Source organism: Xanthomonas sp. GPE 39, from assembly GCF_000963005.1.
Taxonomy (GTDB): domain Bacteria; phylum Pseudomonadota; class Gammaproteobacteria; order Xanthomonadales; family Xanthomonadaceae; genus Xanthomonas_A.
Window position 1 is genome coordinate 1,344,277 of sequence record NZ_JZHZ01000007.1, and the last position, 16,288, is coordinate 1,360,564.

General features: G+C 62.8%; 13 protein-coding genes and 1 tRNA gene. 7 read left to right on the top strand and 7 right to left on the bottom strand.

What is annotated here, in order from left to right; translation table 11 throughout:
- Window positions 1–81 precede the first annotated feature (81 nt).
- The 6 genes from XALGPE39_RS05640 to XALGPE39_RS05665 all read right to left on the bottom strand — a co-directional run bounded on the left by XALGPE39_RS05640 (window position 82) and on the right by XALGPE39_RS05665 (window position 5,751).
- Complete coding sequence (locus XALGPE39_RS05640; protein WP_045728999.1) at window positions 82–951, bottom strand: DMT family transporter; 870 nt, start codon at window positions 949–951, stop codon at window positions 82–84.
- Between the two features lie 32 nt (window positions 952–983).
- Window positions 984–2,024, bottom strand: coding sequence for a UDP-N-acetylmuramate dehydrogenase (gene murB / locus XALGPE39_RS05645; protein WP_045727339.1), 1,041 nt, complete (start codon window positions 2,022–2,024; stop codon window positions 984–986).
- Window positions 2,021–3,076 carry a quinone-dependent dihydroorotate dehydrogenase gene (locus XALGPE39_RS05650; RefSeq protein ID WP_045727340.1) on the bottom strand — a complete coding sequence of 352 codons (1,056 nt, stop codon included), beginning with the start codon at window positions 3,074–3,076 and terminating at the stop codon, window positions 2,021–2,023. The genes murB and XALGPE39_RS05650 overlap by 4 nt, the downstream gene beginning before the upstream one ends.
- 10 nt (window positions 3,077–3,086) lie before the next feature.
- Entirely contained in the window at window positions 3,087–3,860 is a 774-nt protein-coding gene (locus XALGPE39_RS05655) for a class I SAM-dependent methyltransferase (protein WP_045727341.1), read from the bottom strand.
- Window positions 3,857–4,147 carry a DUF4190 domain-containing protein gene (locus XALGPE39_RS05660; protein WP_045727342.1) on the bottom strand — a complete coding sequence of 97 codons (291 nt, stop codon included), beginning with the start codon at window positions 4,145–4,147 and terminating at the stop codon, window positions 3,857–3,859. Before XALGPE39_RS05660 ends, XALGPE39_RS05655 begins: the two co-directional genes overlap by 4 nt.
- A 71-nt stretch (window positions 4,148–4,218) precedes the next feature.
- The gene (locus XALGPE39_RS05665) at window positions 4,219–5,751 is read right to left on the bottom strand and encodes an aldehyde dehydrogenase family protein (protein WP_045727343.1); all 1,533 of its coding nucleotides are present in this window, start codon (window positions 5,749–5,751) and stop codon (window positions 4,219–4,221) included.
- Between the two features lie 223 nt (window positions 5,752–5,974).
- On the opposite strand from XALGPE39_RS05665, the gene XALGPE39_RS05670 reads away from it, so the two are divergent.
- The 6 genes from XALGPE39_RS05670 (at window position 5,975) to thrC (ending at window position 14,906) form a co-directional block, all read left to right on the top strand.
- Window positions 5,975–6,051: transfer RNA gene (locus XALGPE39_RS05670), tRNA-Arg, on the top strand.
- Between the two features lie 447 nt (window positions 6,052–6,498).
- Complete coding sequence (locus XALGPE39_RS05675; RefSeq protein ID WP_045727344.1) at window positions 6,499–6,777, top strand: hypothetical protein; 279 nt, start codon at window positions 6,499–6,501, stop codon at window positions 6,775–6,777.
- A gap of 493 nt (window positions 6,778–7,270) precedes the next feature.
- Window positions 7,271–9,772, top strand: coding sequence for a bifunctional aspartate kinase/homoserine dehydrogenase I (thrA, locus tag XALGPE39_RS05680; RefSeq protein ID WP_045727345.1), 2,502 nt, complete (start codon window positions 7,271–7,273; stop codon window positions 9,770–9,772).
- A 44-nt stretch (window positions 9,773–9,816) separates the two neighbouring features.
- Window positions 9,817–10,737, top strand: coding sequence for a homoserine kinase (locus tag XALGPE39_RS05685; RefSeq protein WP_045729000.1), 921 nt, complete (start codon window positions 9,817–9,819; stop codon window positions 10,735–10,737).
- Between the two features lie 631 nt (window positions 10,738–11,368).
- The gene (locus tag XALGPE39_RS05690; protein WP_045729001.1) at window positions 11,369–13,027 is read left to right on the top strand and encodes a tannase/feruloyl esterase family alpha/beta hydrolase; all 1,659 of its coding nucleotides are present in this window, start codon (window positions 11,369–11,371) and stop codon (window positions 13,025–13,027) included.
- Between the two features lie 574 nt (window positions 13,028–13,601).
- Window positions 13,602–14,906, top strand: a complete 1,305-nt coding sequence (thrC, locus tag XALGPE39_RS05695) for a threonine synthase (RefSeq protein WP_045727346.1) — start codon at window positions 13,602–13,604, stop codon at window positions 14,904–14,906.
- 356 nt (window positions 14,907–15,262) lie between these two features.
- On the opposite strand, the gene XALGPE39_RS15545 is transcribed toward thrC, so the two are convergent.
- On the bottom strand, window positions 15,263–15,661 hold the full coding sequence (locus tag XALGPE39_RS15545) for a hypothetical protein (RefSeq protein WP_152624831.1): 399 nt from the start codon (window positions 15,659–15,661) through the stop codon (window positions 15,263–15,265).
- A 259-nt stretch (window positions 15,662–15,920) separates the two neighbouring features.
- On the opposite strand from XALGPE39_RS15545, the gene XALGPE39_RS15550 reads away from it, so the two are divergent.
- Window positions 15,921–16,286, top strand: coding sequence for a hypothetical protein (locus XALGPE39_RS15550; RefSeq protein WP_152624832.1), 366 nt, complete (start codon window positions 15,921–15,923; stop codon window positions 16,284–16,286).
- Window positions 16,287–16,288: the final 2 nt, after the last annotated feature.

Sequence of the window (16,288 nt, forward strand, 5' to 3'; positions counted from 1 at the left end):
CAAGTCGCCTTGGCCTGTGCGCGGTTGGAGTCGCCAACAAAATGTCGGCGATGTCTGTTGCGATCTGTGCCGCGAAGTGGGCTAGGCGTCGAGCGTGTCCGTTGCGCTCTTTTGCTGATTTGCCGCGCGCCGCGCCAGCAGCGCTTCGCGATGGGCGATATACGCGTTGGCCGCGAGGATGATCGCCGCGCCGAGCACCGTCCAGCGATCCGGCGACTCGCCGAACAGCCACCAGCCGAACAGCGTTACCAGCGGCAACTGGATGAAGCTGATCGGGATCAGGGCCGAAACCTCACCCAAGCGTAGCGCGCGTGTCCATAGCAGTTGCCCTAAGGTGCCGAACAGGCCGGTTGCCAGTAGCCACAACCAGGCGATGCCATGCGGCCACTGCCAGGCGAACAGCGCAGGCAGCAGCGACATTGGCAGCCAGAACGCGTAGGTGTAGAACACGACAGTGTTGGCGCTATCGACCCGCGTCAGTTGCTTGATCTGGATAGCGACCAACGCACTCATCAGCGCGGCCAACACCGCGACCAGGGTGCCTGCGCTGAAACTGGTGGCGCCGGGGCGAACGATCATCAGCACCCCGATGAAGCCGCACAGCACCGCCAGCCAGCGACGCAGGCGCACGATCTCGCCCAGCCACAGCGCCGCGGCCAGGGTGACGAACAACGGGCTGGAATAGGAGAGGGCGATCGCCTGCGATAACGGGAGGTGACCAATCGCCCAGAAACCGGCCAGCATCGATACCAGCCCGATCGCCGTGCGCAACAGGTAGCGTGGCAACTGCGTCGTGCGCGGCAGCGGCTGGCCTGGACGCACTAGCATCGGCAGCAGAAACAGCAGGCCGAACAGGTTGCGGAAGAAGGCGATTTCCACTGTTGCTAGCTGCGCCGATGCTAACCGGATGGCAACCACCATCAGCCCGAAGTTCATCGTGCTGAGCAGCATCAAGACGGCCGCGCGCAGCGGTGTGGGCACGCTTACCACTGTGCGCCGACGATGCGCGGTTCCGGTTCCAGGATGACCCCGAAACGTTCGCGTACTGAAGCGGAGATACGCCGCGCCAGCGCCAGCAATTCCGTCCCGCTGGCGTGTCCATGGTTGACCAGCACCAGCGCATGCGCGGCGGACACCGCGGCATCGCCGTCGCGATGGCCTTTCCAGCCGCAGGCTTCGATCAACCAGGCGGCCGAGAGCTTGCGCTGCATCGGGTCGTCGCTGGGGAATACCGGAAGCTCCGGATGCGCGTGCTGCAGCGCCTGTACCTGCTCCAGCGGCAGCAGCGGATTCTTGAAGAAGCTACCGGCGTTGCCGAGGACGTCTGGGTCGGGCAGCTTGCGCCGACGCAGGTTGATGACCGCTTGGGCCACGTCGGGCGCGCTCGGCGTGGTAATGCCCAGCGCCTCCAGTTCCTCGGCGATGCCGGCGTAGTCCATGCGCAGCGCATGCAGGCGCGGTAGTCTGAATTCCACCGCGACGATCAAATAACGGTCGGGCTGGCGCTTGAACAGACTGTCGCGGTAGCCGAATTCGCATGCCGCCGCGTCCAGTCGCACGAACTGTGCATCGGCACGGTCGTAGGCTTCCACGACGTGGATGAACTCTTCGACCTGTGCGCCGTAAGCACCGATATTCTGGATGGGGGCGGCACCGACCGTGCCGGGGATCAAGGCGAGATTTTCCAGGCCGGACAGACCTTGTGCCAGCGACCACACCACCAACTCGTGCCAGCCCATGCCAGCGCCGACGCGGACGATGGCGTAATCCACGCGATGTTCCAGTGTGTCGATGTTGCGGTTGCAGAACGACAACACCACGCCGGGTGCATCGCCAGCGAACAGCACGTTGCTGCCGCTGCCTAGCGGCAACAGCGTCGCGCCGGACAGTTGCGGTGCCAGCAGCGCTTCCGGCAACGCCTCGGGAGCGAAGATCTGCAGCAGCCATGGAGCCTGCGCGGTCACGTGGAAGGTGTTGAGCGCCTGCAACGGCGCGTTGGCGGTGAGCGACCAGGTTTTGCTCATGGCGTGGTCACCGATCCAGGGCTGGGTGCTTCGCGGCGTCGGCGTATCGCCTCGACGCATTCGCCTATCAATTCCGGTCCGCGGAATACGAGCCCGCTATAGCACTGCACCAGTGCCGCGCCGGCAGCCATCTTGGCCGCGGCGTCGGCTCCGCAGAGGATCCCGCCGACCCCGATCAGCGGGATCGCCTCGGGCAGGCGAGCGCGCAGCCGGCGCTGCACCAGTGTCGATTGTTCCATCAGCGGCGCTCCGGACAGGCCGCCGCTTTCGCCGCCGAGCGGGGCGTGTTCCAGGCCAGGCCGGGTGATAGTGGTGTTGGTGGCGATCACTCCGTCCACCTGCAGATCCGACAAGACGCGCGCTGCCGCATCGATATCTCGGTCGCTCAAATCCGGGGCGACCTTCACTAGCATCGGCACGCGTCTGCCATGGCGCGCGCCCAGTGTTTCCTGTGCCTCGCGCAGCCGTGCAACCAGGTGTCGCAGCGCTTGCTCTTCCTGCAATTCGCGTAAGCCGGCAGTGTTGGGCGAGGAGATGTTGATCGTGACGTAGTCGGCTAACGCATAGACCTTTTCCAGGCAATGCAGGTAGTCGTTCACGGCCTCCTCGTTGGGTGTGTCCTTGTTCTTGCCGATGTTGATCCCGAGCAGGCCGCGCTGGCGGCGCGCGCGCGCGACGTTGCGCACCAAAGCGTCCACGCCGAGGTTGTTGAAGCCCAGGCGATTGATGACCGCCTGCTGCTGCGGTAGGCGGAACATGCGCGGTTTGGGATTGCCAGCCTGCGGCCGTGGGGTGATGGTGCCGACCTCGACGAAACCAAAGCCCAGCGCCAGCAGCGCATCGATGTGCTCGCCGTTTTTGTCCAGGCCCGCGGCCAACCCAACCGGATTGGGAAACGTCAGGCCGAAGGCCTGCGTGGGCATCGGCGTGATCGCTGGCGCCAACAGGGGGTTGATGCCGGTGCGATAGGCCAGTTCGAGCGCGCGTAAGCCGAGGGAATGGGCGCGCTCGGCATCGAGGGCGAATAGAAACGGTCGAGCAAGGGAATACATGGTGATGTGGTCAGTTCAGCGTTCCGGCAAAAGCGCGGGTGTGGTAATGAATGTCGACCGTGCCGTCTGCCTGATGCTGGTCGAACAGCGCGCGCAGCGCTTCCAGCATCGGCGCATGGCGCGGGTGTCCGGGAAGTGGCGCATACGAGGACGACAGCAGCCGCCCGCGTAGGAAGTCGAAATCCAGACGTTGCAGGTTGGGGAACTGCGCACTGTCGCGCAAGCCGGCACCGAACCAACGGTGCATTGTCGCATCGTCCGGGTGGCGTTCTGAGACCGCGCTGTAGTCGGTGCCGTAGTCGAGCAACAGTTGTTCGTAGCCTTGTAGAAACGGCGTGGCGTCGAGCAGGCGGGTGTTCCAATACACCAGTGTCAGCCCGCCTGGACGCAGCACCCGTGCCCATTCGCGGCGCACGGCCACTGGGTCGAACCAGTGGAACGCCTGCGCGGCGCTGATCAGATCGACGCTGGCGTCGGCCAGGGTGGTGGCTTCGGCGCTGCCGTCGATGGCGCGAAACCCTGGGGTGTCGTGCAGCATCGTCTCGGCGGCGCGACGCATCGCCACGTTCGGCTCCACGGCGAGGGTGGGGTGCCCAGCGCGTAGAAACATGCGGGTGGAGATGCCAGTGCCTGCGCCGATATCGGCCACCAGCGCCGTCGGTGCCACGCCTAGCGCGCCGTGCACCCAGGCCATCAACGCCGGTGGGTAATCCGGACGATAGCGCACGTAGTCATCGACGCGGTTGCTGAAGCGGTGTTGTGGGTCGGCGGCGTCGATGCTCATACATGTGTGCTCGCGAACCAGGCTAACCCGCCGAAGAACAGCACGAATGCCAGCATGGCCAGCAGCGCGATGACCCCCAGTGCCACCACCGTCCATCCCAGCACCAGTCCACCCACTGCCAGGCCGTCACCCTCAAAACGCTGCGGATCGCGGCGGATTTCCGCGCGCGCCATGTGTCCGGTGATGATCGCGCCCAGGCTGCCGAGCAGCGGTAAGAAGGTCAAGCCGAGGATGCCGGCGACCAGACTGACGACAGCGAGTGAATTGGTTTCGCGTATCTGACTCATCGGTGTTGCTCCTTGCATGTGTGGATGGGATGGGAGGGTGTTCGTGAACTACGAGAGCGAGGTTCGCGCGGTCACAGGTCGAATTTGATGCCCTGTGCCAGTGGCAGTGAATCGGAATAATTGATGGTGTTGGTCTGCCGGCGCATGTACACCTTCCAGGCGTCCGAGCCGGACTCGCGGCCGCCGCCGGTGTCCTTTTCGCCACCGAAAGCACCGCCGATCTCGGCGCCGGAAGTGCCGATGTTGACGTTGGCGATGCCGCAGTCGCTGCCGGCCGCCGATAGAAAGGTCTCCGCCGCTTTCAGGTTCTGGGTGAAGATCGAGGAGGACAGCCCCTGCGGTACGCCGTTCTGCATCTCGATGGCTTCTTCGAGTGTGGTGTATTTCATCACGTACAGGATCGGCGCGAAGGTTTCCTGCTGCACAATGGCGTCGGTGTTCTTCAGCCCGCTGACGATTGTCGGCAGCACGAAGTTGCCCGGGCGCTCCAGCGCGATGCCGCCGGTCTCGATGGTGCCACCGGCGGCCTTGGCCTTGGCGATTGACGTCAGGAATTGTTCGACCGCGCCGCGGCTGTTCAACGGCCCCATCAGATTCGCCGGGTCGGTGGGGTCGCCGATCTTGCCTTCGACCTGTTTGTACGCCTTGACCAGCGTCGCCAGGACAGCGTCGTAAATGGAAGCATGCACGATCAATCGGCGTGTGCTGGTACAGCGCTGGCCCGCGGTGCCGACCGCGCCGAAGACGATGGCGGGGATCGCCAGCTTCAAGTCGGCGCTTTCCTCGAGAATGATCGCGTTGTTGCCGCCCAGCTCCAGCAGGCAGCGGCCTAACCGTCGCGCACACGTCTCGGCGACGCGGCGCCCGACCTGGGTGGAGCCGGTGAAGCTGATGAGGGGGATGCGGGTGTCCTCGACCAGGCGCTCGGCCAGCGCCGTGCCGGCGTCGTTGATCAGGAAGAAGATGTCCGGGAAGCCGGCATCGCGCAGCGCCGCGTTGCAGATCTTCATCGCGGCGATGGCGGTCAGCGGGGTTTTATTGGAGGGTTTCCAGATGCAGATGTCGCCGCAGATTGCCGCCAGGAACGCATTCCAGCTCCACACCGCAACCGGGAAGTTGAACGCGCTGATGATGCCGACCAAGCCCAGCGGTTGGTACTGCTCGTACATACGGTGGCCAGGACGCTCCGAATGCAGCGTGTAGCCGTAGAGCATGCGGCTCTGCCCGACCGCGAAGTCGGCGATGTCGATCATCTCCTGCACTTCGCCGTCGCCTTCGGGCTTGCTCTTGCCCATCTCCAGCGCGACCAGCGATCCCAGCGCATCCTTGTGCGCGCGCAGCGCCTCGCCGCACAGTCGCACCGCCTCGCCACGACGCGGTGCCGGTGTGCTGCGCCACAGCTTGAATGCGGCTTGCGCGCGGGCGATCACGGTCTCGTAGTCCGCGTCCGTGGTGGCCTGAACCTCGGCGATGAGCGCATTGCTGGATGGATTCAGCGGTTGCAGTACGCTCGCGCCGGTTGCGCTGGACCACTCGCCGTTGCCCAGATAGGTGCCAGCATTGGATGCGGCCAGACCCAGCGCCTTCAGCAAATCAGCGGACATGGAATCTCCTGGAAATCGAGGCGACAGGGACGGCGACCGCAAGCGTGCGGGCACAGGGTGTGACCAATCCGTCATTTTAGCAGACTGGGCTTGCCCGCCCTGTTTTAGCTTGCCTGGCCTGTGGCACGTAAAAAAATCCCATCCGTTACAATGGGCGACAGCCGGGATTGGCGGTAGCACAGAAATAGCACATTGCTACCGATAGATGCCCGGAAAGCCTTATGGCCCCGTAGCTCAGCTGGATAGAGCGGTCCCCTCCTAAGGGACAGGTCGTGCGTTCAAATCGCGCCGGGGTCACCATCTTTTTCCGTGTGGTTTTCCTGCTCTGTGTGGTGGGACCACGCCAATGCGGCGAGAGTTGTCGCTGTGCGCGCATGGCATCGCATGCGCAGATGCGTGCGTGTCGTTGGCTGGGCATGCCGCAGCTAGCGCGATAACGCCAATTACACTTTGTGCAGACGCGCTCTGAGCATCGTTTTACCTATCCTGCGCGTGTCCGCCAAGTGCAGCGCCGCAACGCATTGGCATGCGATCGCGCGTCGCTTCGATCATGGTGGACAACATGATGCGCGGGTCGACTGCCGCCACGTGTGCCGCAGACGCCTTGCCTGCACGACATGGACAGGACATGGCAAACACCGCCGATGCCTCGGTGGTCGTCGCTTCGGCGAGGAATGCGTCTGGCCATATCGGCCATTCCCGTGCGAGCCTCCAATCACGTGTACGAATGCGAAGCAGGAGTCACTCATGAGCAGAATATTGAAAACGCTAATGATCGGTTCGATTCTGGCGGCCTCGGTCGCCTGTCACCGCGATGACGGCACGCCCGCTCCAGACCAGGGCACCGCGCCGCCGTCTGCCACCGCCGATGGCAGTCAGGCCAGCGGCAGCAGTGGAGAACCCTCGGGCAAATCCAGCGCAACCGACGCGGGTCAGGCAGCGATGCAGCAGCACAATGCGCCCCAGAGCGGTATGCAGCCCGCTGATCCGCAGCAAGCGCCGCCGACGGATCACCAGAAGCATTGACGCCTCTCGCGTCATCCCGGCTGTATCACCCTCACCATGCGCGCATCCCATGTCGGGACAGCTCGGCATGGGGTGTGCGCGTGTAGACGGGCATGACCGACAGTGCGCACGCCATGCTTGCGGTGGCCGTGCGGTGTCGGCCGGGCATTCGCGTAGTCTGCGAACGATAGTCGCTTTTGCAACCGTTTCGCTCGGCTGGATGTGACGTGCAGCAGGGTAATGACGCATGGCTTGACAGCGCCCCTGCGCATGATGTCCTCTTATCGGCAATGCCTATGGTCTGCGCTCGCATCGTCGCTTTTATCCCGCGTTTGTTTCGGCACGCGGCAGGGCACGGTGCGGGTATTACCACGGGGATTACCACCCACACCATTGATTCGGTGCGGTCCGTCGTCTTCGCCTAACTGTCGAACACCACGGCCCCGCACCCGGATCAGGATGCGGGGAAATTCCGCAGCCTGAGGCGAGCGGGGCCTCCACTCCGAGGTCTCCCATGTCGTCCGCCGCCGTCCCGTCTGTCCCAGCACCTGCGCTCGCCGCGCATACCGTCGTCCATAAATTCGGTGGCTCCTCGGTGGCCGATGCCGAGTGCTATCGCCATGTCGCGCAACTGTTGCTGGCGCGCGGGGAGGGCCTACAGATCACGGTGGTGTCGGCGATGAAGGGTGTCACCGATGCCCTGATCGAGCTGGCGGAACTGGCCGTGCGCGAAAACGCCGACTGGCGCGAGCGCTGGCACCAGACCCGTGCCCGGCATCGCGCCGCCGCCGTGGCGCTGCTCGGCGAACTCGCTGGCACCACGGTGGAATGGTTGGATGCGCGTTTCGAACATCTGGCGCAGATCCTCGCCGCGTTGGCGGTGATCGGCGAACTGCCGCGCGAAGTGTTGGAGCGTGTCCAGGGCTTGGGTGAGGTGTATTCGGCGCAATTGCTCGGCGAGCATCTGCGTGCGCTAGGCGAGGACTGCGCGATCCTGGATGCGCGCGAGGTGTTGGTGGTCGATCGCGGCGAACTCGGCGTGGACGTGGACTGGGACGCAAGCGCGCAGCGTCTGGCGCAGTGGCGCGCGCAGCATCCACAGCAGCGCATCGTGGTCACCGGCTTCGTCGCTCGCGACCGTGCCGGACGCATCGCCACGCTTGGCCGTAACGGGAGCGATTATTCCGGAGCGATCTTCGCTGCCCTGTTCGATGCCGACGAGCTGCACATCTGGACCGATGTCGACGGTGTGCTCTCGGCGGACCCGCGCGTGGTACCCGAAGCAGTGCAACTGGAAACCCTCAGTTACGACGAGGCCTGTGAACTGGCTTACTTCGGTGCCAAGGTGGTGCATCCGCAGACCATGTCGCCGGCGATCGAGCGCGGCCTGCCGATCATCATTCGCAATACCTTTCAGCCAGAACACCCCGGCACGCGGATTACCGCCAGCAGCGCCACCAGCGGACCGATCAAGGGCCTTACGCTGAGTCCGGACCTGGCCGTGCTCAATCTCGAAGGCACCGGCTTGATCGGTGTGCCCGGGACCGCCGAGCGCGTGTTCGCCGCGCTGCGCAATGCGCGGGTGTCGGTGGTGATGATCTCGCAAGGATCCTCCGAGCATTCGATCTGCTGCGTGGTGCGGCAGCACGAGGCCGAACGCGCGCGCAGTGCCGTACTGTCGGCCTTTGCCCATGAACTGGCGGTGGGGCAGGTGCAACGTGTGCAGCTCACGACCGGGATCAGTGTGCTGGCGGCGGTCGGCGACGGCATGACCGGGCAACCGGGTGTGGCCGCACGTCTGTTCGAATCGCTGGGCCGCGCCCAGGTCAATATCCGCGCCATCGCGCAGGGCTCGTCGGAGCGCAATATTTCCGTGGCCATCGATAGCGCACACGCGACCAAGGCGCTGCGCGCCGCGCATGCCGGCTTCTGGTTGTCGCCGCAGACGTTTTCGGTCGGTGTGATCGGCCCGGGCAATGTCGGCGCCGCGCTGCTCGATCAATTGCACGCGGCGCAGTCGCAACTGTTGGCCAAGGCCAATCTCGACTTGCGCCTGCGCGCGATTGCCGCGCGCAGCGCGATGCGGCTGGAAACGCGCGCCTTCGCCGGCGATTGGCGGCAAGCGTTGGCGGCCGGCAAGCAACCCACCGATCTGGATGTGTTCACCGCGCATCTGCTATCGGCACATCTGCCGCATGTGGTCATCATCGATTGCAGTGGCAGTGCCGATGTGGCCGATCGCTACGCCGACTGGCTGGCTGCCGGTATCCATGTCGTGACACCGAACAAGCAGGCGGGCGCCGGCCCACTGGCGCGCTTTCACGCGATCCGCGCTGCCGCCCAGAGCAGTGGCGCGCGCTTCCGCTATGAGGCCACGGTTGGCGCCGGCTTGCCGGTCATCACCACGTTGCGCGATCTGGTCGATACCGGCGACGAAGTCACCGCGATCGAGGGCATCTTTTCCGGCACGCTGGCCTGGTTGTTCAACAAATACGATGGCAGCGTGCCGTTCTCGCAGTTGGTCAGCCAAGCGCGCGGCATGGGCTACACCGAGCCGGATCCGCGCGATGACCTATCCGGCACCGACGTGGCGCGCAAGTTGGTGATCCTGGCGCGCGAGGCCGGGCATGCGTTGAGCCTGGAGGAGGTGGCGGTGGAGAGCCTGGTGCCCGAAGCACTGCGTCAGGCCAGTGTGGAGGATTTCATGGCCCGTTTGCACGAAGTGGATGCCGCATTCGCGCAGCGCTTGCAGGCAGCTCGGACGCGCGGCTGCGTGCTGCGCTACGTGGCGCAACTAGCGCCGGGACGCACGCCCAGCGTTGGCCTGGTGGAACTGCCGGCCGATCATGCCTTCGCCAATCTGCGCTTGACCGACAACGTGGTCCAGTTCACGACCCGCCGCTATTGCGCCAATCCATTGGTGGTGCAGGGCCCTGGCGCCGGTCCGGAAGTTACCGCTGCGGGCGTGTTTGCCGACCTGCTGCGGGTGGCGGCGGGCGAGGGCGCGCGTCTGTGAGCAACGTGAAAACCGATCAGGCGGGCGCTGCGAAGCTGGACAATATGCGGCAACAGGCACGCGCTTTCGCCCCGGCCTCGGTGGCCAATGTGGCGGTGGGCTTCGACCTGCTGGGCTATGCGTTGGAAGGCGTCGGCGACACGGTCAGCGTGCGTCGTATCGCTGCTCCCGAGGTGCGCATTGCTGCGATCCGTGGCACCAACGCGGTGTTGCCGCTGGAGGCCACGCGCAATACCGCCGGTGTGGCGCTGATCGCGCTGCGCGAGGCGCTGGGTTTGCCATTCGGGTTCGAGCTGGAGATCGACAAGGGCATTCCGCTCAGCTCCGGCATGGGCGGCTCGGCGGCGTCGTGCGTTGCGGCGTTGGTGGCGGCCAATGCGTTGTTGGATACGCCCTTGTCGCGGGACCAGCTCTATCAGTACGCGCTCGATGGCGAGGCCGTGGCCAGCGGTAGTCGGCATGGCGACAATCTCGGGCCGATGTTCCTCGGTGGTTTGGTGCTGTCCACCTTGCAACGGATGGTGCCGGTACCGGTGGCGACGGGATGGTACAGCTTGTTGGTGCATCCGGATGCCGTGTTGGAGACCCGCCGCGCCCGCGCCGCGTTGGCTGGCGACTACCAACTCGGCGAATTCGTCGCGCAAAGTGCCAATCTGGCGCTGGTACTGGCAGGCTGTCATGCCGGCGACGCGGCGCTGGTACGCGCTGGCTTGCGCGATACGCTGATCGAACCGCGTCGCGCGCCGTTGATCGTCGGTTTCGATGCAGCCAAGGCTGCCGCGTTGGCCGCCGGTGCGATGGGTGCGGGCATTTCCGGCGCTGGTCCGAGCGTATTCGCCTGGTTTGCCACTCGTGCCGAGGCAGAGGCGGCGGCACCGGCAGTGCAGGCGGCATTTGCTGTGGCCGGTTTCGAGAGTCAGCATTGGGTATCGCCGTTGAATTGCCAGGGTGCCAGACTGTTGTAGCCCGTGCGTGCCGACGGTGCCTTTACGCCTGTTCTGTGGCGGCATTGGCTGCCGAGTAAAAACAGGCCGCCTGACGTGAAGGCGGCTGCAGCGTCACCATGTGCCCGACGGCGTTGCGTTGGCAGACCAGCGCTGCTTGGCAGGTGCCGTGTCGTTGCTTGGTTTGCGCATTGAGCATGCGCCGATGGGCCGTGCGACGGATTGCGCCGGCTCGATCAGGTTGATTATGCAGTGTGGACGTACTTCAATTCATCGCATCGTATTTTGATGGCGTGGCTGGTCATTATTTCGCGAAGCCCGTGGAGATCTGCGAAAAGCACATCGCTGCATACGCTGTTTTTACATTGCGCAGCGTATAAGAGTAATGAGTAAAACGCCTGCGTCGTCGCTGGATGAACGCAGATAGTTGTCAGAAGCCTCAGTCTCCCCTGTGCGCCGCAGTTCCTGCGCGCGGTCCCCGCCCACACGATAGCGAATCTGGGCGTTTTCTTAGTCACTCTGATTCTGTTTTTAACTTTATTGCATCAATTGCATGGCCGCTGCTGTGCAGGTGCAAGACGTCCTGATCAACGTGTCTGCTCAGGTTTATCGCGGAAAGGAGATTGTCATGGTGCGTTTAAGATATTCACGATTGCTGCTGAGTGTTGTGGCAGGCGTTGTTGCGTTGTCGGTGGCAGCTTCTGCGTCGGCCGCATGCTCGGATTTGCTCAGGCTGACACTGCCGTCCACGACGATCACCACCGCCGAGGATGTGCCCGCGGGTACTTTTACCGCTCCGGATGGCAGCGTGATCGATAAGCTGCCGGCGTTCTGTCGCGTTGTTGGAGTGGCGCGGCCTGTGGAGGATTCGCAGATTGGGTTCGAGGTCTGGATGCCGTCGTCTGGCTGGAACCAAAAATACTTACAGGTCGGCACAGTCGTCTTTGCCGGGACCATTCAATATAAGTCGCTCGGTTTCGCTTTGCGGCGTGGTTATGCGACCGCAACCACCGATGGCGGTCACACGGGATCGGTTGGCGATGCGTCGTTTGCGCTCGGTCACCCGCAGAAAATCATCGATTGGGGCTACCAGGCGCTGGCCGTCACAATCTCGAGTGGAAAGTCGGTGGTTTCAGCTTATACGCATAGCCCGCCGCGCTACTCGTACTTTTTCGGTGCTTCCAATGGCGGCCGTGATGCGCTGATTGCGGCGCAGCGCTTTCCGCAGGCCTTTGATGGTGTCATCGCCGATGCGCCGTCCAATGCTTGGATCCACAACGCGTTCTCTTGGCTATGGTCGGAAGATGCCGAATTCGCCAGTTCGGCTGCAACCCTCTCTGCTGCCAAGCTGCCGGCTATCCAGGCGGCGGCGCTCGCCCAATGCGATGCGAAAGACCACACTGCCGACGGTGTGGTCAATGATCCACGCCGATGCCATTTCGATCCTAGTGTGTTGTTGTGCTCAGGTGCCGAGACCAGCAGTTGTCTCACCGCGCCGCAGATCCAGACCCTCTCGGCGATCCTGGACGGCCCGGTCGATCCGCGGACCGGTCAACGGATTTACTATGGATTTGAGCCGTTCGCCGTCGCCACTCCGGGGTTGTGGGACACGTATGTCACAGGCAACGCGGCTGTCCCCGGCGGTGGCCATTCGATCCTTGCCAACCAGTTCTTCGCGAACATGGTGTTTGGCAACGGTACTGCCTTCGACCATACGCAAGTGAATTTCGGAACCGATGTCGCCCGCGCCGAAAGCACGCCGATCAACGGTCAGTCGCTTGCCAGTGTGATTGACGCTACTTCCCCCGATTTGAGCGGCTTTCGCGCGCGCAACGGTAAATTGATCCTTTACATTGGTTGGGAGGATTCGGTGATTCCGCCGCGCGGGGCGATCACCTATTATGAATCTGTCGTTGCCAGACAAAGCCTGGGCAATAGCCAGACCAAAAGCTCCGGGGACGCGCTTGCACAGACCCAGCAGTTCTTCCGTCTGTTTCTGGTTCCAGGCATGGGGCACTTCACTGGTGGGCCTGGCACTTCTGCCTTCGGTGCGCTCTATGGGCCGCCTGGATTAGCCATTGATCCACAGCACGATGTGCTGTCCGCGCTGGAAGCATGGGTTGAACAAGGCGTCGCGCCGGAGCGCATCGTGGCAGCCAAGTATGTCGATGACGATCCTGGCAAAGGTGTGGTCCGTACTCGGCCGCTGTGTCGCTATCCGCAATCCGCGCTCTGGATCGGTGTGGGTAGCCCCAACGATGCACAGAACTTCGTCTGTGTGGACGGGCCGCGTGGCGCGTTCGTACCTTGAATGCACGGCCGCGCCTGCGTGCGTGCTGTCGCAGTGTGCGCCGCACGGCCAATACTGGTGGCGGCTTGCCTTGTGGCATTGGTTGCAGGTAGGGCGGCACACACCTGCCGACAAGTAGGCGCTGGCCTCCCTCAAGCGCAGTGGATACGCAAAAAAGTCGGGCGCACGATGCGGTCGCCATGCCGCCGCAGTAGCCGTCCGCGGCGGCGGCACCTCCCTGCGCGAGATCGGCGCTGTCTACTGATGTCCGTTGTTTGACATGCCGCGATAAAGCCGTTTCGCGCTGGGCTAAGCGCGCGTTTGTGGCGCGTCTGGCCAGTTCAGAGTGGTCCTGGCAAAGACCGTGTCCGCGTCATCTGGTAACGTTCGCAATTGGCGAGTGTCAGTGATACATGCGCGAGGTCTTTGGGCCCGATGCTGGTTCCCAATGGCGGCGCATCTTATTCACCGTGCTGCGCAAAAATTGCTTCAAGCGCCATCGGGTCTTTCCGTTCGCCGTGCCTGCTGCGCAGAGGCAGTGCAGGGCAAAAGCGGTATAGATCGTCTTGGTCGCGTCTTTTTTTCATGGATCACAATGAACTTCATTTCCACCCGTCATACCGCGCCACCCGTTTCGCTCAGCCAAGCCATCGCTGCCGGTCTGGCGCCCGATGGCGGCCTTTACGTCCCTGAGCGCCTGCCGCCAGCGAGGGGGTTAACGCCAGGCGCTCGCTTGGCCGAGACTGCGGCAGTGTTGCTGGCACCGTTCTTTGAATGCGATGCGTTGGCGCCAGAATTGCCGACGCTTTGCGCCGAGGCATTCGATTTCGCTGCGCCGCTGCAAGCGCTGGCCACCCCGGGCGATCACGCCTTGGAGTTGTTCCATGGGCCGACCGCCGCGTTCAAGGACTTCGGCGCGCGCTTTCTTGCCGCCTGCCTGACGCGCTTGCGGCGCGAGGCCACGACGCCGTTGACCATTCTGGTCGCGACCTCCGGCGATACCGGCGCCGCCGTCGCGGCTGCATTTCATCGTCAGCCTGGCTTGCGCGTGGTGGTGTTGTATCCGGATGGCCGCGTGTCGCCACGGCAGGCGCACCAGTTGGGTTGCTTCGGCGACAACATCCAGGCGCTGCGCGTGGCCGGTTCGTTCGACGATTGCCAGGCTCTGGTCAAGCAGGCCCTCAACGATGCCACGTTGCAGGCGCAGGTGCCTCTGAGTTCGGCCAACAGCATCAGCATGGGGCGGTTGTTGCCGCAGATGAGCTATTACGCACATGCGGCGCTGACCCATCACGCCGCGCATGGGCAGTCTCTGAATCTGGTGGTGCCGACCGGCAATCTGGGCAATGCGTTGGCGGCGATTCTGGCGCGTGGGTTGGGTGTGCCGCTGGGCAAGATCGTGCTGGCGACCAACGCCAATCGGGTACTACCGGAGTATTTCGCGGGTGCGGTATATGCGGCGCAATCCAGCATCGCCACCCTCGCCAATGCGATGGATGTCGGCGCACCAAGCAATTTCGAACGGTTACGGTGGTTGTATCGCGACGACGATGCGGCGTTGCGCGCACAGTTCCGGGCATATTCGGTAGACGATGCGCAGATCCGTCAGGTGATCGGTGAGCGCTTCCGCCGCTATGGCGAGGTGCATTGTCCGCATACCGCGACGGCCCTGCACGTGCTACAGCAGTTGCGTGCCGAGGCAGCGCAGGCCGATGCCGGCGATTGGGCCGTGGTGGCGACCGCGCATCCAGCCAAATTCGAGGCGGTGGTGGAGCCATTGATTGGACAGCCGGTGCCGGTGCCAGCGGCATTGGCCGAGTTGTTGCAGCGCCCGGCCTATGCCGAGCCGATCGCGCCGGACTATGCCGCGCTACGTGCTCGCCTGCTGGCGGGCATGTGAGTCAGTAAGCGCTCGCCGGTCGGCCGCGTGCGGGTGAGGTGGTGGGCGATACGCGGCATGCGCAGATGTGCGCTGCCGTCCATCGCGCGTGTCGACGCTACCATGGAGTCCGCTCGCATAGGCGCGGAGCATCAAGTCGCTGGCCGCAGATAATTCGATGTTTCGAAGCGCCCGGTGCAGTGGCCTGCTGGCAGGTCGCGACGTGTACCGCGACAAAGCGCGGTCCACGTGAGTGACCATCGTCTGTGTTGAGTCAAGCGGAGCGGCGAGGCGAGCCGGATGGTCGCCTCGCCGTCTGTTTGGCGTACCCGAGGGAACATGTATCCACGGGGCGCGAATCAGCGCTGACTCAGTGATTATCTAACAGCCGTTCTGATGTCACTGCTGCCCACAACAAGGTACACGGATGGAATGAAACGGTCGAATACTGTTTCAGTAGAAAGTCCATTTATCGCGCTACCGGCAGCGCAGTAGGGCGAAGACATAGCATAAAATTCGCTGTGATCCGAGATGCCGACCGTCAAGAACGGGCCGCGCACACTGGTTCCAGTTCTCAAGGGGACGCAAAAAATCCCAGTTGCTGTGTAGATCAGCATTGCTTTTGCGCTTGGATTGTAATTTAGTAGGTGCGTGACAATATACGGGCCAGCCGGAATTTGTTGCGCATTGGCGGAGATCGAAGTGCCAGCAGCTAAGGCGAGCATGGTGCACAAAATAAATGCTCGTAATTTCATGTATTTAGAGTCAATTTTCATTGTCATTTTCTTTGGTTTGGATGTGAAGTCGGTATTAGCGACGTGCAGAAAAATCCGCAAATGCGCGGCATTCGCGGGCGGCTCGGTTTCGTTTACTTAACTTTATAGGACGGTGTGCAATGCGTGATTGCATTTTTCGCAATGAGCGCACGCAAATATGGATAAGGCAATCTGATGTTTGGTTGATCTTCTCTCGGTAATGGCTGGGTGTGCGAAATAAAAAAGTGTTGGACAACTCTCTTCGTGCGCGAGTCACACTTTGAATATGATGAATTTTTTTGCGCGGCGCGAGGATTTTTTGATAATTAAATTTATTTTTCAATTAATTATCAATTTCATTATGGTTGCTTTTGGTTTCAGTTGCAATGATTGCGCCATGGAATTGATTGAAATGTGGCATCTCTCCGGTAATGGAGCGGATATGCAGCACATCCGCTTCGTGCGTTGGATTGATTTTCATAGCCTTGCGCTCACCCGTCTGCTCGATCATCTGCCTGCGCCGGCTTGCCCGGTGAAATTGCTCGTCGTGCTGGATGAGTGTGGCTGTCGGGAGATTGCCGTTGGCGGCATCGTAAGGATGCGCAGCGACCATGGTCGTGTGTCTGTACAGGAGGCAATTGGCTGAAC